The sequence below is a fragment of the Herbaspirillum sp. AP02 genome (assembly GCF_015767275.1).
Lineage (GTDB): Bacteria > Pseudomonadota > Gammaproteobacteria > Burkholderiales > Burkholderiaceae_D > Herbaspirillum.
This window is the reverse complement of the sequence record NZ_JADWMY010000003.1, coordinates 70,700-96,298: the sequence shown is the minus strand read 5'-3', so window position 1 is coordinate 96,298 and position 25,599 is coordinate 70,700. Positions and strand designations below refer to the sequence as shown.

Annotated in this window: 14 protein-coding genes and 3 pseudogenes; 1 reads left to right on the top strand and 16 read right to left on the bottom strand. The window is 65.4% G+C overall.

Annotated features, from left to right (window positions below; genetic code table 11):
* Window positions 1–51 precede the first annotated feature (51 nt).
* From I5R65_RS08925 to I5R65_RS08865, 13 genes and pseudogenes are all read right to left on the bottom strand, one after another.
* Window positions 52–1,230: a cell division protein FtsQ gene (locus I5R65_RS08925; protein WP_180670100.1), complete on the bottom strand. Its 1,179-nt coding sequence runs from the start codon at window positions 1,228–1,230 to the stop codon at window positions 52–54.
* Window positions 1,231–1,245: 15 nt separating this feature from the next.
* Entirely contained in the window at window positions 1,246–2,661 is a 1,416-nt protein-coding gene (locus I5R65_RS08920; RefSeq protein WP_180670098.1) for an MBOAT family protein, read from the bottom strand.
* A 25-nt stretch (window positions 2,662–2,686) separates the two neighbouring features.
* Window positions 2,687–3,355 carry an alginate O-acetyltransferase AlgF gene (locus tag I5R65_RS08915; RefSeq protein ID WP_180670096.1) on the bottom strand — a complete coding sequence of 223 codons (669 nt, stop codon included), beginning with the start codon at window positions 3,353–3,355 and terminating at the stop codon, window positions 2,687–2,689.
* Window positions 3,352–4,023 carry an SGNH/GDSL hydrolase family protein gene (locus I5R65_RS08910; RefSeq protein ID WP_180670094.1) on the bottom strand — a complete coding sequence of 224 codons (672 nt, stop codon included), beginning with the start codon at window positions 4,021–4,023 and terminating at the stop codon, window positions 3,352–3,354. Before I5R65_RS08910 ends, I5R65_RS08915 begins: the two co-directional genes overlap by 4 nt.
* Before the next feature lie 21 nt (window positions 4,024–4,044).
* A complete protein-coding gene (locus tag I5R65_RS24415; RefSeq protein ID WP_180670092.1) occupies window positions 4,045–8,118 on the bottom strand; it encodes a cellulose biosynthesis protein BcsC in 4,074 nt (1,357 codons plus the stop codon).
* Window positions 8,094–9,341: a cellulose synthase complex periplasmic endoglucanase BcsZ gene (gene bcsZ, locus I5R65_RS08900; RefSeq protein WP_180670090.1), complete on the bottom strand. Its 1,248-nt coding sequence runs from the start codon at window positions 9,339–9,341 to the stop codon at window positions 8,094–8,096. The genes I5R65_RS24415 and bcsZ overlap by 25 nt, the downstream gene beginning before the upstream one ends.
* On the bottom strand, window positions 9,334–11,625 hold the full coding sequence (gene bcsB, locus I5R65_RS08895) for a cellulose biosynthesis cyclic di-GMP-binding regulatory protein BcsB (protein WP_180670088.1): 2,292 nt from the start codon (window positions 11,623–11,625) through the stop codon (window positions 9,334–9,336). Before bcsB ends, bcsZ begins: the two co-directional genes overlap by 8 nt.
* Window positions 11,622–14,039, bottom strand: a complete 2,418-nt coding sequence (bcsA, locus tag I5R65_RS08890; RefSeq protein ID WP_180670086.1) for a UDP-forming cellulose synthase catalytic subunit — start codon at window positions 14,037–14,039, stop codon at window positions 11,622–11,624. The genes bcsB and bcsA overlap by 4 nt, the downstream gene beginning before the upstream one ends.
* Window positions 14,036–15,541: a cellulose biosynthesis protein BcsQ gene (bcsQ, locus tag I5R65_RS08885; protein ID WP_180670084.1), complete on the bottom strand. Its 1,506-nt coding sequence runs from the start codon at window positions 15,539–15,541 to the stop codon at window positions 14,036–14,038. The genes bcsA and bcsQ overlap by 4 nt, the downstream gene beginning before the upstream one ends.
* A gap of 762 nt (window positions 15,542–16,303) precedes the next feature.
* Window positions 16,304–17,518, bottom strand: a pseudogene (locus I5R65_RS08880) (ATP-dependent DNA helicase); the annotation flags it as partial.
* A 272-nt stretch (window positions 17,519–17,790) separates the two neighbouring features.
* A pseudogene (locus I5R65_RS08875) lies at window positions 17,791–18,555 on the bottom strand (DEAD/DEAH box helicase); the annotation flags it as partial.
* 266 nt (window positions 18,556–18,821) lie between these two features.
* Window positions 18,822–19,066 (bottom strand): annotated as a pseudogene (locus tag I5R65_RS08870) (ATP-dependent DNA helicase); the annotation flags it as partial.
* Window positions 19,067–19,164: 98 nt separating this feature from the next.
* A complete protein-coding gene (locus I5R65_RS08865) occupies window positions 19,165–20,838 on the bottom strand; it encodes a VRR-NUC domain-containing protein (protein WP_180670082.1) in 1,674 nt (557 codons plus the stop codon).
* Window positions 20,839–21,099: 261 nt separating this feature from the next.
* On the opposite strand from I5R65_RS08865, the gene I5R65_RS08860 reads away from it, so the two are divergent.
* The gene (locus tag I5R65_RS08860) at window positions 21,100–22,647 is read left to right on the top strand and encodes a lyase family protein (RefSeq protein WP_180670080.1); all 1,548 of its coding nucleotides are present in this window, start codon (window positions 21,100–21,102) and stop codon (window positions 22,645–22,647) included.
* Window positions 22,648–22,686: 39 nt separating this feature from the next.
* On the opposite strand, the gene copD is transcribed toward I5R65_RS08860, so the two are convergent.
* The 3 genes from copD to I5R65_RS08845 all read right to left on the bottom strand — a co-directional run bounded on the left by copD (window position 22,687) and on the right by I5R65_RS08845 (window position 25,066).
* Entirely contained in the window at window positions 22,687–23,580 is an 894-nt protein-coding gene (gene copD / locus I5R65_RS08855) for a copper homeostasis membrane protein CopD (protein WP_180670078.1), read from the bottom strand.
* A complete protein-coding gene (gene copC, locus I5R65_RS08850; RefSeq protein ID WP_180670076.1) occupies window positions 23,577–23,951 on the bottom strand; it encodes a copper homeostasis periplasmic binding protein CopC in 375 nt (124 codons plus the stop codon). Before copC ends, copD begins: the two co-directional genes overlap by 4 nt.
* A 125-nt stretch (window positions 23,952–24,076) precedes the next feature.
* Window positions 24,077–25,066: a LysR family transcriptional regulator gene (locus I5R65_RS08845; RefSeq protein WP_370460993.1), complete on the bottom strand. Its 990-nt coding sequence runs from the start codon at window positions 25,064–25,066 to the stop codon at window positions 24,077–24,079.
* Between the last annotated feature and the right edge of the window lie 533 nt (window positions 25,067–25,599).

The window sequence follows — 25,599 nt, the reverse complement described above, 5'->3', positions numbered from 1 at the left end:
ATTGAATGTGAACAGGCCCTATTGCCTACAAACAACAAATCACCTTGTTATTCACCGCGCCAGCCTGATCGCCTCGTAGGGCGTCTGCAGATCGCGCTCGGGGATTTCCCACACCACCAGCTTGGGCGGTGTCTGGCTGAAGGCAGGGTTGGAGAAATACTCATTGGCGCTGCCGGAGAACTTGCCGCCGTCCTTGGCGAAGCTGCCGATCTTCGCGCCCAGCGCCCTCTGCAGGAAGCCCACAAAGTTGGAATTGCGCGAGAACGAGGTGCCGATCAAGGCCACATTGGGCAACTGCTGGTCACCCAGCAGGTCGTCCAGATCATCGCCCCCCTTGGCGGCATCAGCCGGTGCAGTCGGTGCAGTCGCTGCCGCTGCCACTTCCTTGAATTCGGTGGCGGCCACTTCTTCCGGCTGGGGTTGCCAGCGCAATGGCAGCCAGTCCAGGCCGGCCAGGTGGACCAGGTCGCCAGGGCGGCGCGCCAGCGGGCCCGGCTGGGCCTGATAGGCTTGCGCCGGCGTGGGCTGCAGGCCGGCAGCGCGCACCTGGGCGGCAATCACCGCAGCCGCGGCCTGCGCACCGGTTTCGTTCCAGTGGGTATCGGTGCGCAGCCAGGCCGAGGCACCGAGCGGCGCCAGCGTGGGGGCCAGGTCGATGGTGCGTACGCCCGCCTGCTGCAGCCCGGCGATCCACTGGGCGGCACGCGCCTCCAGTTGGGCCGGGCGCGTCAGACCGCACAACTGCGTGGCGGCGATGCGGCTCTTGTCGGGCACCACCGCCACCAGCAGGGCGATGTTGCGCTGGGCCAGCTTCTGGCGCAGGGCGACGACGGCCTGCAGCTTGGCCTGGGCGTTGGCCTGGGCGTCGCGATGGACCTGCAATTCCTCGGTCAGGAACAGCCAGCCAGGGCAACCGCTGCGCACCCGGGGGCCGGTGTCATGCAGCAGCAGCCAGCTGCCGGCGCGTTCCAGCCGGGCAGCCTGTTCCGGCAGCCAGGCATTGGACAACTGCTTGGCGATGCGGTGGGTCAGCTCGCCATGCAGGGCATCGTCACGGGTCCAGCTGGCGGGCAGCCATTCGATCTTGCTGGCATAGACCAGCCAGCCACAGCCCAGCAGGCCGGCTGCCAACACCACGGCCAAAACCAGGCCGGCCCAACGGCTGGCGCGCCGGGCCAGGGCGCTGGGGGCGGCCGGCGTGGCGGGAGCGGAGACGGGAGGCGTGCTCATGGCGGACTCGCGGGATCAGAACTGGAAGTAAAGGAAAGGCACCGTCTCGCGGCTGGCAATCAGCGCGAAGGACAGCAGGAAGCCGGCCACCGGCCACAGCCGGAGGAACCAGAGATACACCACGCTATCGGCCCAGCGCGCCTGGCTGGCCTCCTGCCACAGGGGCGCGACGATCCAGAACAGGCCCAGCAGCACGGCCAGCGCCTGCACCGGGCGCAATACCACGGCCAACGCGTCGCTCAGGCCCATCCCGTGCAGCCCGAACTGGCCGGCATACATGGTGATGGCAGTGGCGAAGTCGGGCGAACGGAACAGGGTCCAGGCCAGGCAGACGAACAGCAGCGTCAGCACATGGGCCAGCCAGCCGGGGATGGCCGGCAGGGTCGAGCGCGACCAGGCGCGATCCAGGCACAGGGCCAGCCCGTGGGCCGAGCCCCAGAGCAGGTAGTTCCAGCTGTCGCCGCCATGCCAGAGACCGGCGATGGCCATGGTCAGGAACAGGTTGCGGTAGGTCTTCCACACCCCATGGCGGTTGCCGCCCAGGCCGATGTAGAGATAGTCGCGCAGCCAGCTGGACAGCGAGATGTGCCAGCGCCGCCAGAAATCCTGGATGCTGCCGACCAGGTAGGGATGGTTGAAGTTTTCCGGGAAGTGGAAACCCAGCATCAGCCCCAGACCGATGGCCATGGCGCTGTAGCCGGAAAAGTCGAAGAACAGCTGCAGCGAATAGGCCAGGCAGCCGATCCAGGCGTCCACGAAGCTGGGCTGCTGCAGGTGGAAGGCGGCATCCACCACCGGCGAGAGGGTGTCGGCCACCAATACCTTCATGGCCATGCCGACCATGAAGCGGCGCGCGCCCAGGGAAAAATTCTCCAGGTTGAACCAGCGCTGGGTCAGTTCGCGCTGCACCCAGTCGTAACGGATGATGGGGCCGGCGATCGAATGGCCGAACATGGAAATGTAGGTGGCGTAGTTGATGAAGCTGCGCTCCACCGCCACCGTGCGCCGGTGCACGTCCACCAGATAGGAGATCGCCTGCAGCACGATGAAGGACAGGCCCGCCGGCAGCGCCACCTTCTGCCAGGCCAGCGGCATGGCGCCGTACTGGACCATCAGGTCGCTGATGGTGGCAGCGACGATGTTGGCGTACTTGTACCAGACCAGCACGGCGGTATTGAAGACCACCAGTGCCGTGAGCAGGCGCACGCGCCCTCGCCCGTCCTCGCGCGAGCGGTCCACCAGCAGACCGCCGACCCAGGCCACGATGGTCAGCACCACGTGCAGCGACAGGAACAGCGGGCTCAGCCAGCCGTAGAACAGCCAGCTGCCCAGCAGCAGCACGAGGTTGCGCCCGCGCTGCGGCACCACCGCATAGACCAGCAGGAACAGCGGCAGGAACAGCGTCAGGAATTCAAGCGAGGCAAAGACCATGGCGGCAGCGCAGTCGGGCGATGGTTCAGTTGGCCAGCTTGTCGGTCGCCGCCAGCAGGCGCGGACCCTTGTCCGACGGCAGCAACAGCACGCTGTAGCGCTCGCCCGCCTTCAGTTCGCCCAGGTCCAGCACCGGACCGCTGTTGGCCCCGCCGCACACCAGTTGCACCGACAGCTTGACCGGGTTGATCGAGCGCCGTTGCAGGCTGCCCTGCTTGACGTCCTTGAACAGATCGGCGTTACGCCCGGCCGGGCGCAGTGCCGCCGCCTTGCAGGAGGCATCCAGGTTGAAGAAGGCCAACGAGGCCTTCAGGCCATTGAAGTCGTCCGGGTTATCCTGCACCGTCACCTGGCTGATGCCCTTGGCACCGGGCAGCACCACCACCGTGGCGAATTCGCCCGGCTTGGCCTGCACGCCCAGCTCCAGGCTCCTGGCGCCGACCGTGAGGGTACCCTTGATGGTCGACTTGGCCGTCACCGGGAAGAAGGACGAGACCGGCTTGGCCGCTTCCAGCTTCAGCGGCGGCTGGCCCTTCTGCGCCAGCACCTGCAAGGGCTCGGCAGTGCCGTTGACGAAGCGGATGAAGGCCGCATCCTCGGCCGGGCCGGTGGGATAGAGCGGGATGTCGGCGGCCAGCGCGCTGGCACCGCACAGCAGGGCCGCAGCAGCGGCCAGTGCCTGCATCACCCTCATTTTTTGGCTCCCTTGCTGCTCACCGCATCGGCTGGCAGCTTGGCCAGCGCGTCGCCGATGGCATTGCCCCAGGACTTGTAGCCGGCCACGGTGAAGTGCTGGCCATCGGTGGTGACCCACTGGCCGGGCTTGGACATGGTCAGCGAATCGATATAGGTGCAGGGCGCCACGTTGGAGGCCAGGAAGCGCGACATCAGCTGGGTGCGTGCATCGTTCTTGCCATACATGCCGCCGGCCTTGCCCCAGGCCGGGCCGACCCAGGCGCACTTGGTGCCGGTGGCGGCAATCGCCTTGGTCAGACCGGTCACGCTCTGCCAGGCCCAGGCCTTGGGGAAGTCCGGCTTGTCGTAGGAGGCCATGGTGTCGCCGATGACCAGCACCACCAGGTCGGGCTTGTCCTTGGCGATGAGCTGACCGATCGGGGTGGTGGTGGCTTCGCGGCCCTTGATCTGGATCTTGCCGTTGTCGACCTGGTCGGCGCCGCAATCGACCTTCTTGCTGGTCAGCCAGTCGCCGGCACTGGCGCCGCAGGCGCCGATGGAATGGACCTTGGCGCCGAGCTGGGTCAGCTTGGCGTTGAGGGGTTCGGTGAGGTGGTCGGCCAGACTCATGTGGCTCTCGCCGAGTACCAGGATAGTCAGACCTGCCAGAACGGATGCAGTAGCCATAGCGATATGTCGATAAAGGAATCAGTTGGAATAAGGAGAACGGTACGGGCTCACCGGCAGGGTCAGGAAGCTGCCCTGCATGTCCTCCAGCGTGTAACGCAGATACATGGCGACGTTGAGTTCGCGGAAGTCGCTCGAATTGTTCAGACGCAGCGCGCCACCGACGAACAGGCGGGGCGCGAAGCGGTATTCGCCGTTGCCTTCCAGGCTGTAGCCCAGGCCGGTCTTGGTCTGCTGCGCATACTGGCGGCCGCTGGCGGCCTGCAGCGCGGCATCGGTGGGGAAGTAGTCAGCCGCATCCTGGCGGAAATACTGCATCCCCACCGAGCCCTTGAGCTGGAAGGTGAACTTGTCGGAACGCTTGGCCCAGGTGACGGGCACGCCCAGTCCCAGATAGGCCTGCGGACTGAAGTAACCGCCATGGCCGTAGGTGTAGTAGTTCTGGTTGTTGGCGTAGCTGATGATGGTGGCCGACACCCCGGCGGTCATCTTTTCGTCCTCGGCATTGGTGAGGTACTGATAGGCGCCACCCCCCAGTTCCACGCGGGTGTTGGATTCCACGTTGTTGCCGCGCAGGCTGTGCAGCGCGCCATAGGCGTAGACGCCGGTCTGTGCGTCGTCCGAACTCATCTCGGCCCGGCCACCATTGGCGGTCACGCCACCCCAGGAGCGGCCGATGCGGGGATCGGTACTGCCGGCGAAGGAGGTGATGCTGTCGTTGACCGCGCGCCGCGAGACGTTCACCGCAAAGCGGTTGGTGCTGCTGCCCGGGAAGGACTGTTCCACGCTCACCCCACCGACGATATTGGGGTACTTGAAGCCACGCGGCGTGGTGCCGATGTCGGCCTTGGCGCCATCCTCGGGACGCTCGTAGGCCACTGCCACACCGACGCCGCTGGCGCTCTGCTTGCCCAGGCCGGTGGCGCTGCTGCCGCCACCGCCGAAGCGGCTGGCCGGCTCGTCGGTAAGGCTGCCGGCATCCAGCGAGACCGGCGTGATGCGCACGGCCACGCGGTCGTTACCGACGGGCATGTTCACTTCCAGCGGGGCCTCGATGTCGTTCATGCGGCTCAGGCCCGATTCGCTGGCATTGCCGCGTACCACCACGCCTTGCGTGACGTAGGCACTGCGCGACTGCAGGATGTCGTTCAGGGCGCGCTGGGCCGGGCTCAGGTTGTCCACCGCCACGCCATTGGCGGACGGCGCCTGCAGCCCCAGCAAGGCGCGCTGGGTGGCCGTGGCGGCGCCGGGCAATGCGGTGGTGGGGGCATTGGTAGTGGCATTGGCCGTTCTGGCGGCCGCCACGCGCGCGCCCGGCTGGGCGTATGCCCCGCCCTGCACCGGCGCCGCAGCCACGGGAGTGGCGGTGCTGAACACCGGCCCCAGTGGGGTGGCGTAGGCCGGTGCCTGCTGAGCTTGCTGGGCTTGCTGCAGTTGTTGCGCCTGCAACTGGCGCTGCGCCATGGCAGGTGCGGGCAGAATATCGACCGCGGCCGGCGCGGCCATGGCCACCGGACGCAGCGTGGTCTCGGCCGGTGGCGGAATGGCGGCCATGTCGTCGCTGCCCGGCAGACGACGCTGGGTACGGAAGGGATTGATGGCCGGATCGAAACCGTTGCCCTGTGCCGCCAGCGTGCGCTGGCGCGCACCGTTTTCAATCGCCACGGCCTTGCGCAGCAGGCCGGTGGCCTCACCGGTCTTGCCCAGGGCGCGGTAGATGCGCGCGGCCTCGGTCAGGGTGGTGGGGTCGCTGCTGTCGAGCTTGCCGAACTGGTCCAGCAGCTTCAGGGCATAGGCATTCTCGTGGGCCTGCACGGCGGTGTCGGCCGCGCCCAGCAGGACGTTGGCGTCGCGCGGATTGCGTTGCGCCAGTTGCTGGTACAGGGCCAGTGCGCGCAGGTTGTCACCGGCGGCATTGAACATGCGCGCCAGCGCGGCGATGGCGTCGGTATCGGTGGGGCGTTGTGCCAGTGCCGGGGCCAGGGTGTCATAGGCAGCGGCCAGGTCACCGCCCTGGCGCAGGCGTTCGGCCTGGCGCACGCGGTAGAGGAAACGCAGGTCGTCGTATTGCTTGCGGGTGGCCGCGTTCATGCTCTGGTTCTGCAAGGCGGTGAGCAGGCCGTAGACCTGCGCATCCTCGCCGGCACGCAGCAGGATGGAGGCGTATTGCAGGCGCGTATTGACCGAGGGCGTGGCCGGTGGCGTGACCAGCGGCTGCATCATCGCCATGGCGCGCGGCGTGTCGCCGGCATCGACATAGGCCGAGGCCAGGGTGCCGGTGCGTTCCGGGTTGCCGGCGGCCTGTGGCTGCACGCGATCCAGCAGCACCAGAGCCTCCTGGCGCTGACCGGTCCTGACAAGTTCAGCGGCGTGATTGACCTGGATGGTCAGTGTCACCTGGCTGGCCAGCTCGTTCATGGCGGCGGTACGGCGCTGGTCGGGGATGCGGCGCAGCGTGTCCAGGGCATCCTGCCACTGCTCCATTTCCACCGACAGCAAGGCGCTGGCATACAGGGCTTCGACGTTGTCGCGATGGGCGCGGGTGAAGTCGTCGATGGTGGTGCGCGCCTGCTTGGATTGGCCAGCCTTGACGTACAGGCGGGCCAGGTCGAAGGTGGTCCAGACGTTGTCGGGGTCGTTCTTGACGGCTTCGCGCATGGCGGCCAGGGCGCCGTCGATGTCGTTGCGCTGCTCGGCCAGGCTGGCCTGCTGGCGCGCACGCAAGGCGCGCAGGCGACCCTGGTCGCCGAATTCGGCCTGCTGCGCCGGAGTCAGTTGGTCCAGCAGGCGCAGTGCTTCATCAGCATGGCCGGTCTGCGCCAGCACATTGACCAGGCCACGGATGGCCGGTACCTGCTTGGGCTGCACGGCCAGCACCTGGCGGTAATTGGCGGTGGCAGCCTCGTATTGGCCGGCACTGGCCTGGATGTCGGCGATGGCTACGCGACCATCGAGGCTCTTGGGATCCAGGCGCAGGGCCTGGGCCAGGGCGTCCTGCGCCTGCGCGGTCTGGCCGCCTGCCTGCAGGTCACGGCCACGCTGGATCAGCAGCCAGTAGCGCACGCTGTCCAGGGCCTTCTTCCAGGACGAGCCGCCCTTGGCGACCGAGCGCGCGAGCAAGGGCTCGGCTTCGGCCAGGCGGTTCTGCTGCTGACGGATGACGCCCATGCCACCCAGGGCATCGACGTCGTCGGGATGTGAGGAGAGGCGCTCCTGGAAGGCCTTCTCGGCTTCCTGCAGGTCGCCCTTTTCCAGGGCCTGCAGGCCGCGTCCGACCACCGTCGGCTGCTGGCCGACGACCACCTGCTGGCGGCCCTTGGCCAGCAAGTCGCGAATCTGCTGGTCGTCGGGATGACTCTTGAGGAAGTCGTCGAACAGCGAAACCTGTGCCGGCGACGGCGGCCCCTGCCAGATCAGGGCCAGGCGCCAGCTCTCGTCGGCGTCACCGCCGATGTCGGTCTTCCTGGACAGGCGCGCCAGCTGGCGGATGCCTTCCAGGCGGCTATCCTCGTGGCGTGCCAGCTGCTTGGCGTAGAACAGGGCCAGGATGCTGTCGTCCGGGGTTTCGCGCAGCAGGCGTTCCATGCCCTTGCGCGCTTCGGGCCAGGCGGCCTCGTTGAAGGCCAGGTTGTTGTAGTACTCGCGCCCTATCGTGCCTTGCGGCGTGAGCCCGTTGAACATCTTGCGGAAGGTGTCGGTGGCGCGATCACGCTCACCCGCATCGACCAGGCGGCGGGCTTCGGCCAGGAGGGCCTTGTTTTCCGGTTTGGCCAGGGCGATATCCTGCGCCAGCTGGTTGGCCTGCCAAGGTTGCGGCGACAGCGCCTGCAGGCGGTCCAGGTACTGCTTGGCCTGCTGCGGCTTGTTCTGCTTCACGCCGATCAGGCCCATGCCGTAGAGGGCGTTGACCTGATTGGCATCCAGTTGCAAGACTTTCTGCCACACCTCGGCGGCCCGCTGCGCGTTGTCGCGCGCCTGCCAGTACTGGCCCTGTTCGATCAGTTGAGCCGCCAGCTCCGGCTCGGCCGCATGGGCGGCCACGCCGAGCCACGCGCTCAGGACTCCGATGGCTAGCGTTGAACGGCGCGCGCGCATGACTTCTCCCAGGACAGATTAAGCGTTCCGTCATCGCGGAACTGATAGCGTTTCTCGGCCCATCCGACTCCGAACAGGCCCAGCATGACGTTGTAATACAGGATTTCGGGGCGCGGGTCAGGCTGCGCCAGTCCGTTCTCCAGTTGTTGCGTGACGGCGCGCTGCAGTTGCGCCGCCATGGTGGTTTCGCCCTTGGCGACCAGATAGGGTAACAGCGCGGCGCCAAAGCCGAACGGTGCCTGTCCTTCGGTCGCTCCCGTGGTCACCTGGACCTTTTCGGGCGGCACGCCGGTCGCAGCCAGGGTCTGGCGCATGCCATCGAGTGCCGCCAGCAGCGGCGCGGCCGCCGGATCGCGCGGCGAGGTCATGCCGGCCCACAGATAGACGCGGATGGCGTCATAGCTGCCCAGGTCGCCCTTGGCGGGATCGACCTGGAACTGGCCGGACTGCACCGTCAGCATGCGGTAGGCCACCCAGTCGGCCACGTAGCCACGTGGCGCCGAGCCCTGGATCATGCGCACGGTATTGTCGGCCACCTGTTGCCAGGGACCCTTCGGTCTTTCCTTGTGCAGCCGACGCAGCAGCGGCAACGGCAGGTAGCTGGGATTGAGCGTCCACAGCACATTGCGCTGGATGAAGCCCTGCGGTCCCGGCAGCAGCATCTTGCCCAGGCCAGGGAGGTCCACCACCAGCTTGGCTTCGATATTGTCCAGCAGGTCCAGCGCCTGCTTGCGGTATTGCGGTCGTTGCCACAGACGCGCCGCTTCCAGCAGGGTATAGACGATCCAGAGATCGGCGTCGGAGGCCGAATTGGCATCCTGCATCTGCCATTTGCCGTCACTGCCCTGCCCCCACAGCCAGCCCGGCAGGATCTTGCCGGGGTCGTTGCCGAGCATGTTGTGCAGGGTCCAGTTCCAGACCTTGGCAAAGCGCGTGGCATCGTTGGCGATGAGCGCCAGCAGCATGTGGTAGGACTGGCCTTCGGACGTGGTGTGATTGGGCAGCAGGCTGGAGTGCAGCACCCGGCCATCGTCCTGTACATGCGCCTCAGCCCAGGATTGCCATGCTGGCCAGTCCTGGGCTGTGCAGTTCTGCTGGGCCGCAGCCAGTGCCGGCAGCCACGGTGTGGCCGCCAAGCCCCCCAGCGCGCCCAGCAGGCCGACCACCCGGCGCCGGCGCGGGGAGGTGGCCCTGTTCACTACCGAATGCCCGGCCTTACGCATTGAGCCGCTTTCTCGCCTTGGCGCGCAGGGTCAGGTAAGCCAGGCCGCCCAGCAGCAGGATGCCCAGTGCCACCATCAGGAACATGCTCAGCACGTGCTGCGAGAGCCACCAGCGCAGCATGCGCAGCGGCGACATGCTGCCCACGAAATACTGTTGCTCGGCCAGCAGCGGTTCGATGCTCTCGCCGCGCACCGCGACCAGGCTACCCTGGACGGCGCCAGATTCGGCTTCCTTGCTGGCCAGGGCCGACATGATCTGCGACAGGCCCAGCTTGTCGCCACCGGCCAGCACCACCACGCTGCGGCTGCCGTCCAGCGGCGACTCGAAGCCGGTCAGGTAGGAGGTCGGATCGCCGCCCGAGAAGGCCATCTGCAGGCGGGTGCGACGCTGCGCAGCCTTCGGGTCCAGGCCCAGCCAGCCACCCACGCGCAGTGCCAGGTCCGACAGGTCGAAGCGCTGCTTGTCGCCGGTCACCAGGGTGGGCAGGTGGTCGGCCCATTGCTTGAGCAGGGGCTGGTTCTGGCCCGAGGCCATCACCAGCAGGTCCTTGTCGGCATACTTGGCGACCTGCGCGGCCTGGGTCACCGCCACGCCCGTGGCCGGGTAGCCGGTGGCACTGCCGAAGCGGCCCAGCACGTTCAGGTAGGCAGCGAGGTCGGCATCGCTGGCGTTGTCCGGCATGACCACGGCAGTCTCGGAGAGATCGGCCATGCGCGTGAAGGGGAAGCCGGCGTCCTTGAACACGCCCAGGTTGGGCATGGCCATGAAGTGGTCGTAGCCGCGCAGATCGATGGTGGATTCAGGGTCGATGCTGCCGCGCACGTTGTCGATGATGATGTCGGCACACTCGCCCTGCTTGACGTAGTCGTACATGTAGCGCAATTGCAGGCGCGACTGCAGGGCCGCGGTGTCCAGCGGCAGGCGCACGTTCATCTCGCGCTCCAGGGCATCGCTCTTGATGGCGGCCAGCAGGCCCTGGTCCAGCTTGTCGCGGGGCAGCAGCACGTCGGACTTGATCAGCCCGTCGTTGAAGCTGACGATCAGCGAGGAATTGCTCGAACGCGGCTGCGGTGTATAGCGATAGTGCAGATCCAGCTTGGCGCCATCCTGGCGCCAGCTCGACAGCGCCGGCGGGAAGTTCAACGGAATGGTGATGTCGCCCGGGTTGTAGCCGGACACATTGAGGCGCTTGGCATCGATCAGTTCGGACAGCTTCACCGGACGGTCGGTGGGCAGCCAGTTGGGCGCATCGTAGGGCTTGCGCGGCGCCACCGGCTGCAGCTTGTCGATCACCACCGAATTGCCGGCCACCGCCTTGTTGCCCAGGGCAGCAGCAGCAGCGGCACGCTTGACCTCTTCGGCATTGCGTCCGGTCACCAGCAGCAGCTTGCCATTGGGATCGTTGGGGTTGGTCACCATGGTCAGGGTCGGACCCTTGGGGGCGGCGATTTCCAGTGCGCCGATCTGGCTGGCGCCTTCGCTGCTGACCAGCACCACGCCATTGCCCTTGGCCGGCAAGGCGTTGAGTTGCACCGGGAAGCGCGAACCACGATAGCTGGCCAGCGCACCGAACCAGGACGACAGCGTGCCGGCGGCTTCCAGGGTGCCATTGTCGGGGGCGGCGGCGAACACGAAGGGCAGGTTCAGCATGCGCATGTCGCGGCGGTCGAAGAACGGCAGCGGCATCACCGCCAGGTCATCCTTCAAGGGCAGCGGCGTGGTCTGCAGGGCCAGTACCGATTCGTTGCTCACGCGCGCCCACAGGCTGGAATGCAGCGGGTTCTCGCAACCCATGGTGTAGTGGCCGATGAACTGCAGGCTCAGGCGATTGAATTCGGTGATCAGCTTGGCCGGAATCTCGACCTTGCTGGTCTGCAGGGCACCGGCATTTTCCTTGGGCAGCGGGATGCTGCCGGCCACCACGTCGTTGACCATCACGTTGATCTGCGACAGGTCCGGCAGCAGCGCTGGTGAATAGGTGTATTGCAGGGTCACGTTGGCGCCGGTCACCACCTGGTTGGCCGGCACGTCGAAGCCGACACTGTCGGTGGCGTCCACGCCGTGCAGCGTGATCGGATAACCACGACCCAGTTGCGTCAGGCTGAAGTTGTAGGGGTCGCCGGCCATCGGCGAGGTCGCGGCGGCACCGCCAGCGGCAGGCGTCGCTGCTGCGGCCAGGGCGGGGATCGGCAGACTGCCCGAGGTCACCACGCCGGCCATGAGCAGACAGATGGAGCGCCGACGGAAAGTCGTGTTCTTCCCTTGAGACTGCTTGTTTTTCATTGTTTTTCCATTGATTTGTCGAATGCCTGAACCACCAGATCGGCCTGGGCCGTTTCTGCCACCGTATTCCCTGCTGCCACCGCTGCTACCGCTGCTACCGCAGCCACCGGGGCTGCCGGTGCGGCCTCCATCATCGGATCAGCCTTGGCCGCCGACAGGCGACGCGTATCGCGCCACAGGCGCAGCTGGATCAGGGTGGCCCGAATGAGTTCCTTGACGCCGCTCACACCAATGAGCGAGACCTCGCGCAATGCCTTCAACGGCGTATCGCGACGACTCTTGCCCCAGTTGTTGGCCCAGATGTCGGCACGGGAGAAGGTCAGCCGGACCAGTTCGCTGTTCTGGCGCAGGGTCAGCTCATGGAACTGGGCACCCACCATTTCGCCACGGCTGAACACCACCACGGCCGGGAATATCTTTTCTTGCTGGTTGCGGAACAGCGTCACCTGGATGTGCTGACCACGGGCGATCGTCGCCCCCTTGGGCAGCCGCAGGCCGATGCCCTTCTGCGAGAAGTCCAGCGTGGTACCGCTGACTTCATTGCCATCGGCCATCTTGATGCGTACCGGCAGCTCGGCCGCCACACGCGGCTCGCTGCGCACCTGGCGGGTTTCGGAGGCGACCGCCATGGCGGCGCTGCTGATGATGACGTTGTACAGCGTCCAGGCCATGTTGATGAGGATGGTGGTCATCGCATTGGGGTCGCCCATCACCAGTTGCCAGACGCCGAAGACCATGCCCAGCAGGTTCAGCAGCAGCAGCACGATGTAGGGACGCGCCAGCTTCCAGTCGAAGTGCTTGTCGAGGATGATGCCGCCCTTGTCGGTGACGTTGAAGCCGCCCAGCTTGGGGTTCACCAGCGCCAGCAGCACCGGGCCGAGGATGTACCAGGCCAGCACGGTCTCGTAGACCTCGTTCCAGAACGAATGGCGGAAACGCCCCTGGATGCGCGAGTTGGTCAGGCTGGCGTGCAGCACGTGCGGCAGCACGTAGGCCGTGATCATCAGCGCCGAGGCGTGGAAGATGTGGGCACCGAAGAACAGGTAGGTCAGCGGCGCGGTCAGGAAGATCAGACGCGGCAGGCCATAGAAGAAGTGCAGCATGGCGTTGAGGTAGCAGAACCGCTGCCCCAGCTTCAGGCCCTTGCCGCGCAGAGGGTTGTCGACCCGGAAGATCTGCGCCATGCCACGCGCCCAGCGCACCCGCTGACGGATGTGGCGCGCCAGGTTTTCGGTGGCCAGACCGGCCGCCTGGGGGATGGCCAGATAGGCGGTGTTGTAGCCGGCGCGGTTCATCTTCAACGCGGTGTGGGCATCCTCGGTCAGGGTCTCGACGGCGATGCCGCCGATTTCCATGAGCGCGGTACGGCGCATGACGGCGCAGGAGCCGCAGAAGAAGGCGGCGTTCCAGAGGTCGTTGCCATCCTGCACCAGGCCGTAGAAGAGTTCACCTTCATTGGGTACGGAACGGAAGGTATTGAGGTTCTTCTCGAAGGGATCGGGCGAGAAGAAGAAGTGCGGCGTCTGCAGCATCGCCAGCTTGGGGTCCTTGTAGAACCAGCCCATGCAGATCTGCAGGAAGGAACGGGTCGGCACGTGGTCGGCATCGAAGATGGCCACGAATTCGCCATCGGTGACCTTGAGGGCTTCGTTGAGGTTGCCGGCCTTGGCGTGCTTGTTGTCCGAGCGCACCAGGTAGTTCACGCCGATGTTGTTGCAGAATTCGCGGAAGTCTTCGCGACGGCCGTCGTCCAGCACGTGCACGCGCAGCTTCTCCTGCGGCCAGTCGATGGCCTGGGCGGCGAAGATGGTCAGGGAAACGATGTCCAGCGACTCGTTGTAGGACGGGATGAAGACGTCCACCGTCGGCCATTCCGAGGGCGGCATGGTCAGCATCTGCGGCTTGCGACGCAAGGGCCAGGCGGTCTGCAGGTAACCCAGCGTGAGCACGATGAGCGAATAGATTTCGGCGGCCAGCAGGCCGTAGCCGAAGACGATGTCGAGCCAGTCTTCGAAAGCCAGGGTGGAGGTGATGCGCCAGTACATGTAGCGCATCGAGACGATCAGCGACAGCGTGATCAGCACCAGCACCGGGAAGCGGCCGGACTGCTTGCGCAGCACCAGCGCCGCCACGAAGCAGCCGACGGCGAAGACGCACTGGGTATAGAACTCCAGCGGCACCGACACCAGCAGCAGCGCCAGTAGCACCGCGACCAGCAGCAGACCCAGCTGCAGCCAGCGACGCGGCCGCCGGGGCAGCGCTTCGAGGCGCTCGCCCCAGGTCTGGATCCAGGTCTGCAGACGGTTGGAGGTCGGCGCAGCCGGATCAGCGGCGCTAGCGGCTGCCTTGGCAGCGTTGGTGGCCTGGGCGGCCTTGGAGGAACGGGCTTGCGACTGCACTTGCGGTTCAGTCATGATGCGCGTCCACCTGCAAGGGCGGATTTGGCGACCTCGGCATGCAATTGTTCACTGATGGTCCGGAGCTGCTCATAGGCCGGCGAATGCCCCACCTTGGCCAGCGGATTGAAGCCGTAGGCCAATCCTTCGCTGATGGCGTGATCCAGCGCGATCACGCCCGCCAGGCGCGGCCCCATCCAGCGCTTGAGGACTTCCAGCATGTCCTGGCTGAAGGTGCGCGCGGCATTGTATTTGTTGACGATGTAGTGACAGTTGTTGCGGCCATGCAGGGCCTGGCGCATGTGCTCCAGCGCCAGGAAGGAACCGGCATCGGGCGTCACCACCGCCACCACCTGGTCAGCCGCTTGCAGTGCCTGGTCGAGGTAGGCGGTCTGGCCGGCCGGCAGGTCCAGCATGACCACGTCGCCCGCTTGCAGGTCCATGGCCTGCAACTGGCGCGTCAGCCACTGCGGGTCTTGTGCCATCTGCCGGGCAATCTCGGGCTCGCCCTGGCGAGCGACCACGGCATGGGTGACCAACAGGGTACCGGCGCTGCCTTCGCGCCAGGCGGCACGCCAGTGCGGCAGGTCCGCGTGGATCGGCGCGTCAGCCGACGCGGACGCGCCGGGTTCCGGCACGGCGCTCACGCCCAGGTGGTATTGCAGGGCATTCTGGGGATCAAGGTCGATGGCGACGACCCGGCCATGCCGGGTCAGCGCGCAGGCCAGGGCCGAGCACAAGGTGGTCTTGCCCACCCCGCCCTTGGGCGAGACCACGGCAATGACCCGGGCTGGCGTGGAAGGCGGCAGACTGGCGAGCGCATCGTTGCTGCCTGCTTCGTCAGCGCCGGCGCCTTGCCTGGACTGCCGTTGCTGCACGACTTCGCCAAGCAGGGAACGCAGCATCGATGGCAGTGCGGCATCGGCCACCCCGGTCGGCATCACGGCCGGAGCGGAGGTCGCCAGCAGCGTGGCGCCACGGGCAGCGGGAACGGCCACGGGGGCGCTGCGCCTCACCAGCGCGGCGTCAGCGGCTTGCAGATCTGCGGCTTGCGAGTCGGCAGATTCGACCTGGGCCTTGGAGTGGGATTGGGGTGAGTACTGGGGCTGCGGGCGGACCGCTTCAGGCACAGCACTTTTCGATGCCGGCAGGGTGGCCGATACCGAGGCCGCGATGGCGGTCGGATGCGGCAACGGTGCGGGCGCGGTGACAGGTGCAACGACCGCGTCCACCACAGGCTCCATCACCGGTTCGATGCGCTGCTGGGGGGCCACCGACTTGGCCACGACCACCGGCGGCGGTACGCTCCTGGCCACGGTCGCAGGGGCCTGGGCCGCCAACGCTGCCTGCTCGGCCACCAGCGCAGCGCGCTGCTGGACGGCGGGCGCAGCCTCGACCACCACTTTCGGCACTGCCGCCTTGCGTACCGGCTCCTTGTAGTCGATCGCGGCCTCGATCTCGAGGTAGCCATCCACCGTCGCCCCGAACTTGCTCAGCAAGTTAGAGATATCGTTTCCCATTTCTTTGCTCCCTGCTCAGGATCACGGGTGCCGGCTTTTGACCAGAGGCATCGGACCTGCCCTAAACCTTGTTAAAAATCGCTAACCTTCTCAATTTTCGCCATTGGTTGGCTATATGCATCGTTCCGCTCTGTCGGCGGTCAGTTTCCCCGCGTGCGGCGAAGAAGTCCCCATGGGCCAGGATGAAGAAATGTTATAAAAAAGACCACATTTCAGAGTTGTCATTAAAACAAACAAATCCTGATATCGCAACCTTCAATTGAACGAAACTTGAAAAGTTTCGAAAAGAAGCTGTTCAGTTCCTGGTAGGAAATACTGAAGAACAAGGTCAGCATCTTATCTTTTTCGCAACGCCTTTGTCGCCTATTAGTGACACATTGCAATTAAATCCGTCGCAGATTTGGCACATCTGCCCGCACACCACTCACAAATTTCTGACTGAAGATGAACAACATTTCACTGAGCGCCTGCCTGCCTGCTCTGGCGACCGATGTGCTTGTGACTCGTCCCTGGCAGCGAAAAACGCAACGCTATCGTATGCGATCTCAAAAACTTGTCACTCGGGAAAACCCTGATAGTGGCTGAGAGAGCACAGGCTGAATTGTCGCGGTGACATGCTGCGCCGTTGTGACCTAAAGCTATTGCGTGACAATCAAGCAACATCACGCCCAATCAAGCAACAAGCGGACCATGGAGGAGACGGGAGAGGAAGCTGAAGAAGATGAAGAAGTTGAAGACGAAGCAGGGGAGAAAGCAACTGCGCTAACCCTGCTCCACCTGCCACCAGCCTGGCAACAGGGCCTGGACTTCCGGGCGGGCAAAGCGCTGATCGATCAGCCAGACCGTCCCCTGATCGGTTTCGGTGCGGATGACGCGCCCTGCCGCCTGCACCACTTTCTGCAGTCCGGGATAGAGATAGGTGTAGTCATATCCAGCGCCGAACAGGGTCTGCATGCGTTCGCGCAGTTGTTCATTGACCGGATTGAACTGGGGTAAGCCGAGCGTGGCGACGAAGGCGCCGATGAGGCGCTCGCCCGGCAGGTCCACGCCCTCGCCGAAGGAACCACCCAGCACGGCAAAGCCGATGCCCTGCCCGCCGCAGGTAAAACGCGCCAGGAAGGCGTCGCGCTCGGCTTCGGCCATGCGCGGCGACTGTTGCCAGGTGGGAATGTCGGGATACTGGCGGCTCAGCGCATCGCGGGCCTGCTGCAGATAGTCGAAGCTGGAAAAGAAGGCCAGGTAGTTGCCCGGCTGCTGCCGGTACTGGCGCGCCATCAGGGCAGAGATCGGATCGATGGACGCGGCACGACGCTGCCAGGTGGTGGAAATCTCGCGCGCCACGCGTACCTGCAACTGGCTGGCGTGAAAGGGAGAGTCGACATCGATCCAGGCGGTCGACGACGGCATGCCCAGCAGGTCGGCGAAATAATGCCAGGGTGCCAGCGTGGCCGAAAACAGCGTGGTCGACTGCGCAAAGGCGAAGCGTGGCCCCAGGAACGGCGCCGGCACCACGTTGCGGATGCACAGCAGGCTGTCGCGCTGGTCGTGGCGCGTCAGATCGAACAGGGAATGCGGGCCGAAGGACTCGGCCAGCCGGACAAAGGCCATGGCATCGAAATGGAAGTCGCGCAGGGCCGGTTCCAGCGGTACCGCCACCTGGGCCAGATAGTCGTTGAGGGTGGCGATGCAGTTGCTCAGGGCATCGACCAGGCGCGCCGGTGGCGCCTCCAGCACCTGATAGGGCAGGTCGGCGCCCTTGGTCGCCGTGGTCCAGGCACGCGCCAGCTGCTGCAGCGGCCGTGCCACGGCGGGGGGTGCCACCGCCCGTGCCGCGCGCAGGCCGGCGCGACTCAACTGGGCGCTGTACATGCTGCGGGCGCGGGCCACCAGGTTATGCGCCTCATCGGCCAGCACGCTGACGCGCCATTCATGGGCCTGCGCCATCGCGTGCAGTATGGCGCCGCCGTCGAACCGGTAGAACTCATTTCATCAATAGGCGTGAGATGCGTTCTGCCCAGAAAGGGCGCTGGCAAGGCGCGCGACGCGTCGTGTGGCGGTACCACACGCAAGGAGCGCAACGCGGCCAGCGCCCTTTCTGGGCAGAACCCGGCGGGAGCGGCCCGTTTGGGCGAATTGCTGCGTTACGAATTTGGGTCAAGACGCCCAGTCTTGACCCAAATTCGCGCCTTGCACTTCATCCCAAACGGACTCGCTCGCACTCACGCCTATTGATGAAATGAGTTCTGTTTGTAGTCGCCGACGATCAGGTCGCTCCAGCGCGTCATTTCGCTGCCCAGGTAGTAGGGGCAGACCTGGTGCGCCAGCGCGATCTCCTGCAGGCGCTGGCGGTCCAGCAAGGGGGCCTCCAGGCAGGCCGCGCGCGCTGCCGGCAGGCGGTCGTAGAAGCCCTGCGCCAGCGGACAGGAGTCGCCCCGGCACAGGCGGTCCGGATACTGGCAGGCCTTGTCGCGGGCGCATAGCTCCAGCACCCGCAGTGGCAGGCCTTGGCCATCCCTGCCCTTGAGGGTGGCGGCGGCGTCCAGCGCCAGTTGCCGGCCGGGCGTCTTGGCGGCGAGGAAGAGGATCTTGTCCAGTCGCTGCTCCGGTGCTGCCTTGAGTGCCGGGAACAGGGTGCCCAGGGTCTTGCCGATGCCGGTCGGTGCCTGCGCCAGCAGGCAGCGGCGGCTGCGATGGGCGCGAAACACGGCCTCCGCCAGTTGCCGTTGACCGGGCCGGAAATCCCCATGCGGAAACGCCAGGGTCTGCAGGGCAGTATCGCGGGCGTCACGATGCGCCAGTTCCTGCGCGGCCCAGCGGGCGAAGCCTTGGCACTGGCTGGCGAAGAGGCTGGCCAGCTCTTCGCGGGGCCGGGTCTCCTCGAAGCGGGTTTCCTGCTGGCTGCCGATCTCGAAGTACACCAGCGCCAGCCTGATCTGCGGCAGGTCCAGCTTCTCGCACATGAGGTGACCATAGACGCGCAACTGCGCCCAGTGCAACTGCCGATGGTTCTCGGGCTGGTCAGGGCCTGTTCACATGCAATCTACGAGTGCGAGAGGTCGCCAAGCGTTGACTGCCTAGGCGCAGCGACGCGCCGTAGTGGTGCTACGGCAAGGAGCTGCAACAACGGCAGGCGACGCTTGGCGGCCTCTCCCGGAGGGTTGGCCCCAGAAGGCGCGCTGGCGGCGTTGCACGTCAGGGCTGGTGGCACCACCACCAGCCCTGACGCGCGCCTTGCCACCCCACCTTCTGGGGCCAACGCATCTCGCAGATTGCATGTGAACAGGCCCTAGAGAGCTGGCCGCGATAGGTCTTGACCTCTTCCAGCAGGTGCTGCTGCGGGTCGTATCCGTCGGCACGACCGCGCACCAGCAACGCGCCATGTTCGGCCGCCAGCGCCACCTCGGTCTGGTAGTGCTCGCCACGCCGGGCGGCGACGATGGCGTGTCCGGCGATGCCTTCCTGCGCGGTGGGGGTGGGCGTGAAGCGCAGGTCCAGATCGCCGACCTTGGCGGTGAATTCGCACAAGGCACGTACGGAGACGCGGTAGCGCGGCGCCTCGTCCGTGGCAGGCGCCACCGTGGACACGGTGGGCGCGGTGAGCACAATGGGAGCGGTGGCTGTGCTCATGCGGCCAGCGCCTCCCACTGCAGGTAGCACACCGAGACCGGCATGCCGTGGCGGGCGCAATAGTCCAGCCAGCGCAACTGGTTGTCCTGCAGCTTGTCGCCGGGGCCTTTGACCTCGATCATGCGGTAGCTGCGCTGCTGCGGCCAGAACTGGATCAGATCGGGGAAGCCGCTGCGGTTCTCGCGCACGTCCTCCAGGATGCGCAGGCACCACAAGCGCAGGTGCGCCGGCGGGATGCAGTCCAGCGCCAGTTCCAGCAGTTCGCGCTTGAGCCCACCCCAAGTCACGAAGGGCGACTGCACGCCGGCCTTGGCGTCATGGGCGGCCAGGATGGCGGCGCGATGGCTGCCGTCCTCCAGCCGTGCCAGGCAACGCTCGAACTGCGCACGCCGGCGCCCATGGAAATCGGCGCTGAAGAGATCGGCCGGCTCGCGCTGGAAGGGATGGAAGAAGGCACCGGGAATGGCGGCGAAGACGGCCTCCCAGCACAGCAGGCCGAACAGGGCATTGGCCAGCACATTCTCGACGTAGAACACCGCTGCCTCTGGCTGCTGCCGTTGCAGGTAATCGCCCACCGCCAGTTCGACCCGTGCAGCGCCCTGCCGGGGCAGGTTCAGGTCCACGCGATCAACGACGACGGCCCGGCACCGCGCCGGTGCCGGCTGCCCCAGCTGACGCGCCAGTCGCGGCGCGATGCGCGCCAGATGCTGGCGCTCCGTATCGCTTTCGGGCGACTGTTGCGCGGCACGCAGCAAGCTGTGGGCGGCGCCGAAACGGCCCAGTTTTTCCAGCACGCGGATGGCACGCGCCCGGGCACCCGGATAGGCGCAGCCTGCATAGACGGCGTGGGCCTGGGACAGGTCCTGCGCCTTCTCGAACAACTGGCCGATGCTAAACATCAATCGCTGGCGCCGGCTGTCCAGCCAGGGATTGTCGAACGCGCCGTGGGGCAGCATGGGCAACAGGCTGCCCGCAGCGGTGCCGGCCTCGTAGGCCTGGCGGCAAGCGTGCAGCTGCAGGTAGAGATCGATGTCGCCACGGCTGCGAAAACCCCTGGCCTCCGGCCCCAGCGCGACCCGCTCATAACGCAGGGTGCCGATATCGGCCAGCACGAATTCGCTCCAGTCCTGGCGCAGGTTACCGAAGAACATCAGCCGCAGGCGCTCGCACAGGGGCCGGTTCAGCAAGCGCACGGCCTGGTCGCTGCCCTTGTGCTGCCATTGCGAAAAGGGCCGTGGATGGCTGTGGGCGGCATCCTCGGCCAGCAGGGACAACAAGGCGTCCTTGCGCAGGGCCTTGCACGCGGGCGAGCGCAAGGCCGGCGAATCGAACTGCACCAGCAGCTCGGCCCGAGTCGATAGCTGGGCAAACTGCTGCAGGCTCAGCGCAGGGTCGTGTTCGATCCAGGCCCCTGGCAGGCCACGCAAAGCCTGCAATGAACAATCGATCTCCGGATAGCCCAGTTTACTGACGCGAAAGAGTCCACCTTTACGCATCATCATGCGCACGAACAGCGCGCGCGAAGCCAGCGGCAAGCCGGGGAAGGCAGTGATGAAGTCGCGTTCTTCCGCGTTCAGCAGATCGCCATAGCGCTGCGCCAGCCAGTCCAGAACCTGCTGGAAGTTGCCGAGGTAGTAAAAACGGTGGGAGGGGTCCGGAACGGCGGCCATGGGATGCGTCTGGGGCGTTTAACTGTATATAAGCACAGTATAACGCGTCTATCCTTCCGACTGCCCACAAGGACCACCGCCTGGGCGATTACAGACGCGGGGCCAGCGCCTGGGCGAAGAACTCCGTCACCGCACGCGCCCGGGCCGGGATGAAGCGGCGGCTCAACAAACGGAATCGCCATTGCCGGATAAGATTGGCACCCGGCAAACCCGATTTGCCCTCCCAACAACGATCATCGCCAAAGACCCACGGAGACCCCGGTGTACAAACTTTCCACGATTGCCCTTGCCAGCGCCCTGCTGGCCCTGACGGCCCCGCTGCATGCCCAGCAACCGCAGCAACAGCAGCCACCGCAGCCACAACAGCAGCAGCAACGCCACGACGAATTCTTCTGGCTGGGCGAAATCAACAAGGCCACCGCCGTCATCAATACCGACGAAGGCCTGCTGGAAAAATCGATGACCCCGCTCATCGTCAAGGGCATCCGCAAGGTATTGGCCGATGCCGAACAGCCGGGCGCCAAGCGCCCTACCCTGGTCATCACCTTCGAGCCGCTGCTGATCCAGGCGGCCGGCCCGCAGATCACCTTGCTGCATGCCGGCCGCTCCAGCCAGGACATGCTGGCCACCATGCGCTCGGCCATCCTGCGCGACGACATGCTGGCCCTGGCGACCCAGCTCAATGCCACCACCGCGGCCCTGGTGAAGCTGGCGGCGCGCCAGCGCGACACCATCGTGCCCAACTACACCAACGGCGTAGCGGCCCAGCCCAACAGCTATGGCCACTACCTGCTGGGATTTGCCGCCGCACTGGATCGCGATGCCCAGCGCATCCGCGAGGCCTATGTCCGCATCGACCGTTCCTCGATGGGAACCACCGTGCTCAACGGTACCAGCTGGCCACTGAACCGCCAGCGCATGGCCGACTATCTGGGCTTTGGTGCCATCGTCGACAACGCCTATGACGCCTCGCAACTGTCGGCGGTGGATGAGCCGGTGGAAGCCGGCGCGGTGGTCTCGTCCATCGCCCTGCATGCCGGCACCTTCATCCAGGACGTGATGACGCAGTATGCCCAGCCCCGTCCCTGGATACTGCTGCAGGAAGGCGGCGACAACACCTACGTCTCCTCGGCCATGCCGCAGAAGCGCAATCCGGGCCTGCTCAACAGCACCCGTCGCGATGCCACCACGGTACTCACCGAAGGCATGGGCGCGGCCCTGCAGGCGCACAACATCCCGCCCGGCATGAGCGACCCCAAGGACGTGAAGGCCAACAAGGCCATGGTCCTCAATGCGGCCAAGGTCCTGAAGAACTGGGAGAGCATTCTCAACGCGCTGGTCATCAATCCCCAGCGCGCGCTGGAAGAACTCAACAGCGACTGGACCGCCTCCCAGGAACTGGCCGACGTGCTGATGCGCAAGTACAAGCTGCCATTCCGGGTGGGCCATCATTTTGCGTCGGAGGTAGTGGAATATGCCAAGGCCAACGACATCCGTCCGCTGGACTTCCCCTATGCCCAGGCGCAGCGCATCTACACGCAGGCGGTGCTCGATTCCGAATTCCCGCAGGTGTTGCCGATGTCGGAGCAGGAGTTCCGCAGCACCCTGGACCCGGTTGCCATCGTGCGCAATCGTGCCACCGTGGGCGGCCCGCAACCGGCCGAGATGGACCGCATGCTGCGCGAGGCCAATGAACGGGTGAGCCGCCAGGACGCCTGGATCAAGGCGCGCCAGCAGCATATCCGGACCTCGCTGGAGAAACTGGATGGGGACTTCGATCGGCTGGGGGCGGCGGCTGGGGTGAGATAACGCCCGCATCCGTGCCGTCGATGTGAACGTGCTGCAGCCTCAGTCCGGCTGCAGCATCCCCAACCAGGCCAGCAGTACCATGACCAGCAGCGACAGCAGGATCTCCAGCCAGGTCAGGCGTGCCAGCAGGGCCAAGGCGCGCGGTTGGCGGCGTAGTGCCGGCACCAGTCCATAGCGATTGAACAGCGCCACCAGCACCATCACGCCCACCAGCACGCACTTCAGTGCCAGCAGGCGCTGGTAGGCAAACGACCAGTCCAGTGGCAAGCCGCCGAGGATGAACCAGGTATTGACCAGGCCGGTGAACCACACCAGCGCAACCACGCCATGCCCGGCGGTGGAAAAGCGGCGCAGGATGGTCACCGCCTGTGCTGCCTCTGGCGCTTGCGCGCCGCGCTGCAGGCGCGGCAATACCAGCAGCACCACCGGCAAGGCGCCGACCCAGGCACCCACCGCCCAGACATGCAGCACGTCATTGGCCTGGTGAAGCAAGCCGGGCCAGCCCTGATGCATGGCTGCGTGGCCGGTCAGGGAGAGTCCCGCCAGGAGGATGGCACCGGCCAGCAGGCTGGCGCGCTGGGCCAGGGTAACCCGGAACAGGCCGGCCGCCAGCAGCAAGACCAACGCACTCAGCTGACACCACCATGCCGTACCGATCGAGGTGCCATTGGCTACCGCCACCAGCATCTGCGCTCGCAGTGCGTCAGGCCAGCCCTCGCCGAGGATAGCGGCCTGCAGTGGCAGGGTACCGGCCACGGCCAGCAGGATCAGGGCGCAGAGGACACGGCGGCACAGCGCCAGACGCTGCCACAACGCATCGCGCAAGGGCTGCGGCACCAGTGCCAGCAGCATCAGCGTCATTCCCCACAAAAACAGCGCCGCACCATCCAGCAGCAGACGGCACAGCCCCAGCAGCGCTACCGCCCCACTCAAGGGGCGACGGTGAAGTGGTAGCTTCCCTCGGTCTTGTGACCGTCAACCGAGAGCACATGCCATTGGACGGTGTAGCTGCCTGCGCCCAGATGCGACGGCACCGGGACCATCAGCGACTTGCCCTCGTCCATCAGCATGGCCTGGCCCAGCTTGATTTCCTGTTGATCAGGACCCAGCAGCTTGAGGCCACTGAAATTCAGGTTCAGGCCTTCGGTAAACCCCAACGTCAGATCGGTCGGAGCGGCCGACGCGGCCACCACCGCCTGGTCGGCGGGTACTGCGGTCTTGAGGTGGGCGTGCGCCCAGGCTGATGAAGTGAAGGCGAGACTGGCCAACAGGGCCAGGGGGAGGAGATGGCGGAGTTTTTTCATGTTGTGGGTCTGGCTGCAGATGACTGAATGACGAAATGAAGCAATGCCTGTGGATGAGGCAGGGTCAACAGCTTACTCCGCTGGCGCAAGCACGCCCGCGACAAATTGTCGCAGCCATACGCGGCTCAGCCGGAACCCGCAGAACAGGCGGACATGGCGTGCAGCGGGAGGATCGATGCAAAGTAATGCTCGATATGATCCAGGCATTGCCTTACCTTGGCCGGCATGTTGTCGCGATGACGCACGGTCACGAAAATATCGAAACCGCCCAGCGACCATTGCGGGAGCACCTGGCGCAGCCGTCCGCTCTGGAGATCCTCGTCGATCTTGTTCAGCAGCAAGCGCGCAATGCCATGACCATCGAGTGCCAAAAAACGCAGGGAGCGGGCATGATTGGCGCTGATGCGCGGTTGCAGGCGCACGCGTACGGTGCCTGAGGCATCGTTGGAAAATTCCAGGAAACAGGATTCGCCATGAGGGTTGAAGAGCAGGAAATCATGCTGCAACAGATCCACCGGCGAATGGATAGGCGGCCGGCTCTCGAGGTATTCCGGTGAGGCGCACAAGACATCGGCGAAGCGTCCCAGGAAAATGTCGCCCGGCTGACGATTGCGTCCTGCACGCAGCGCAAGATCGATGCGGTGATCGATCAGGTCGATGTTGTGATCGGCCACTTCGAAGCGCAACTTGATCTTGGGATTGTGCTTGATGAAATCGTGCAGTGCCGGAATCAGGTATCGGGTGGACATGAAACTCGATACGGCAATGCGCAACTCTCCCACCATCTCGTTGTTGAGTACCGCAACACTTTGCTCAGCCTCGCTGGCGGCGGTAACGATGTGCGCGCAGTGCTTGTAGAACAGCGCACCCGCCTCGGTCAGACTGAGCTTGCGGGTGGAGCGATTGAGCAGCGTCGCCTGCAATGACAACTCAAGCATCCTGACATGCTGGCTGACCGAAGAGGTGGTCAGGCCCAGGGCTTTGGCGGCGCGCGAAAAGGCACCCAGTTCCACCACGCGCGCAAATGTGGCCATTCGCGCGAGATCGTCTATTCCAAGTTTTCTCATTGATTGACTGTGCTGATGCGACCACGCCCGAATCCGGCTGCGGTGCAATGCGAGTATTTTCTATCGCAACATGATATGGATGAACTTATTCCTTCAAATGACGGATTGTACGGAATAGCAATTCTTCTCTAGATGTGAGTCGGCCATATTGCCGGTGGAAAAGGCAGGCCGTACAAGGACCAGGACATCGCCTGGGCCGGCTCGGGTGACAAGACGGCATCAAGGCCGACAGGATTGCGTCGGCAGCACGCGATCCGGATGGCGGATCGACCAGCTCGGCAGCAAAGCTGCATCAACTGCGGAATGTAATACAGGAGGGGGGGATTGATTAGGGCGCAAAAATTAAACAAATAATTAATTTAACTTGATAGTTTCCACACGGATACGGCAGCGTGCCGTCGCGCCACGAAGTCACGGCAAGCCTTGCTCCCGGCCACTTCGGACGGCCGAGCGCCGGGAGGCGAGTCATTGCGCCAAGCAAGCAGGCGCGCCGGAATGCATTCACGGACCAGTTGAACCGGGCCTCACGGCCCTGCATTCCACAGTTTTTACAAACAGTCTTTCAGGCTGCAGGGGACTAA

Coding starts and splice junctions, on each gene's coding strand:
- bcsZ (WP_180670090.1), bottom strand. CDS start 9,341: ATGCGTAAGGCCGGGCATTCGGTAGTGAACAGGGCCACCTCCCCGCGC.
- I5R65_RS24415 (WP_180670092.1), bottom strand. CDS start 8,118: ATGCGCGCGCGCCGTTCAACGCTAGCCATCGGAGTCCTGAGCGCGTGG.
- I5R65_RS08925 (WP_180670100.1), bottom strand. CDS start 1,230: ATGAGCACGCCTCCCGTCTCCGCTCCCGCCACGCCGGCCGCCCCCAGC.
- bcsA (WP_180670086.1), bottom strand. CDS start 14,039: ATGACTGAACCGCAAGTGCAGTCGCAAGCCCGTTCCTCCAAGGCCGCC.
- bcsQ (WP_180670084.1), bottom strand. CDS start 15,541: ATGGGAAACGATATCTCTAACTTGCTGAGCAAGTTCGGGGCGACGGTG.
- bcsB (WP_180670088.1), bottom strand. CDS start 11,625: ATGAAAAACAAGCAGTCTCAAGGGAAGAACACGACTTTCCGTCGGCGC.
- I5R65_RS08915 (WP_180670096.1), bottom strand. CDS start 3,355: ATGAGGGTGATGCAGGCACTGGCCGCTGCTGCGGCCCTGCTGTGCGGT.
- copC (WP_180670076.1), bottom strand. CDS start 23,951: ATGAAAAAACTCCGCCATCTCCTCCCCCTGGCCCTGTTGGCCAGTCTC.
- I5R65_RS08865 (WP_180670082.1), bottom strand. CDS start 20,838: ATGGCCGCCGTTCCGGACCCCTCCCACCGTTTTTACTACCTCGGCAAC.
- I5R65_RS08910 (WP_180670094.1), bottom strand. CDS start 4,023: ATGGCTACTGCATCCGTTCTGGCAGGTCTGACTATCCTGGTACTCGGC.
- I5R65_RS08920 (WP_180670098.1), bottom strand. CDS start 2,661: ATGGTCTTTGCCTCGCTTGAATTCCTGACGCTGTTCCTGCCGCTGTTC.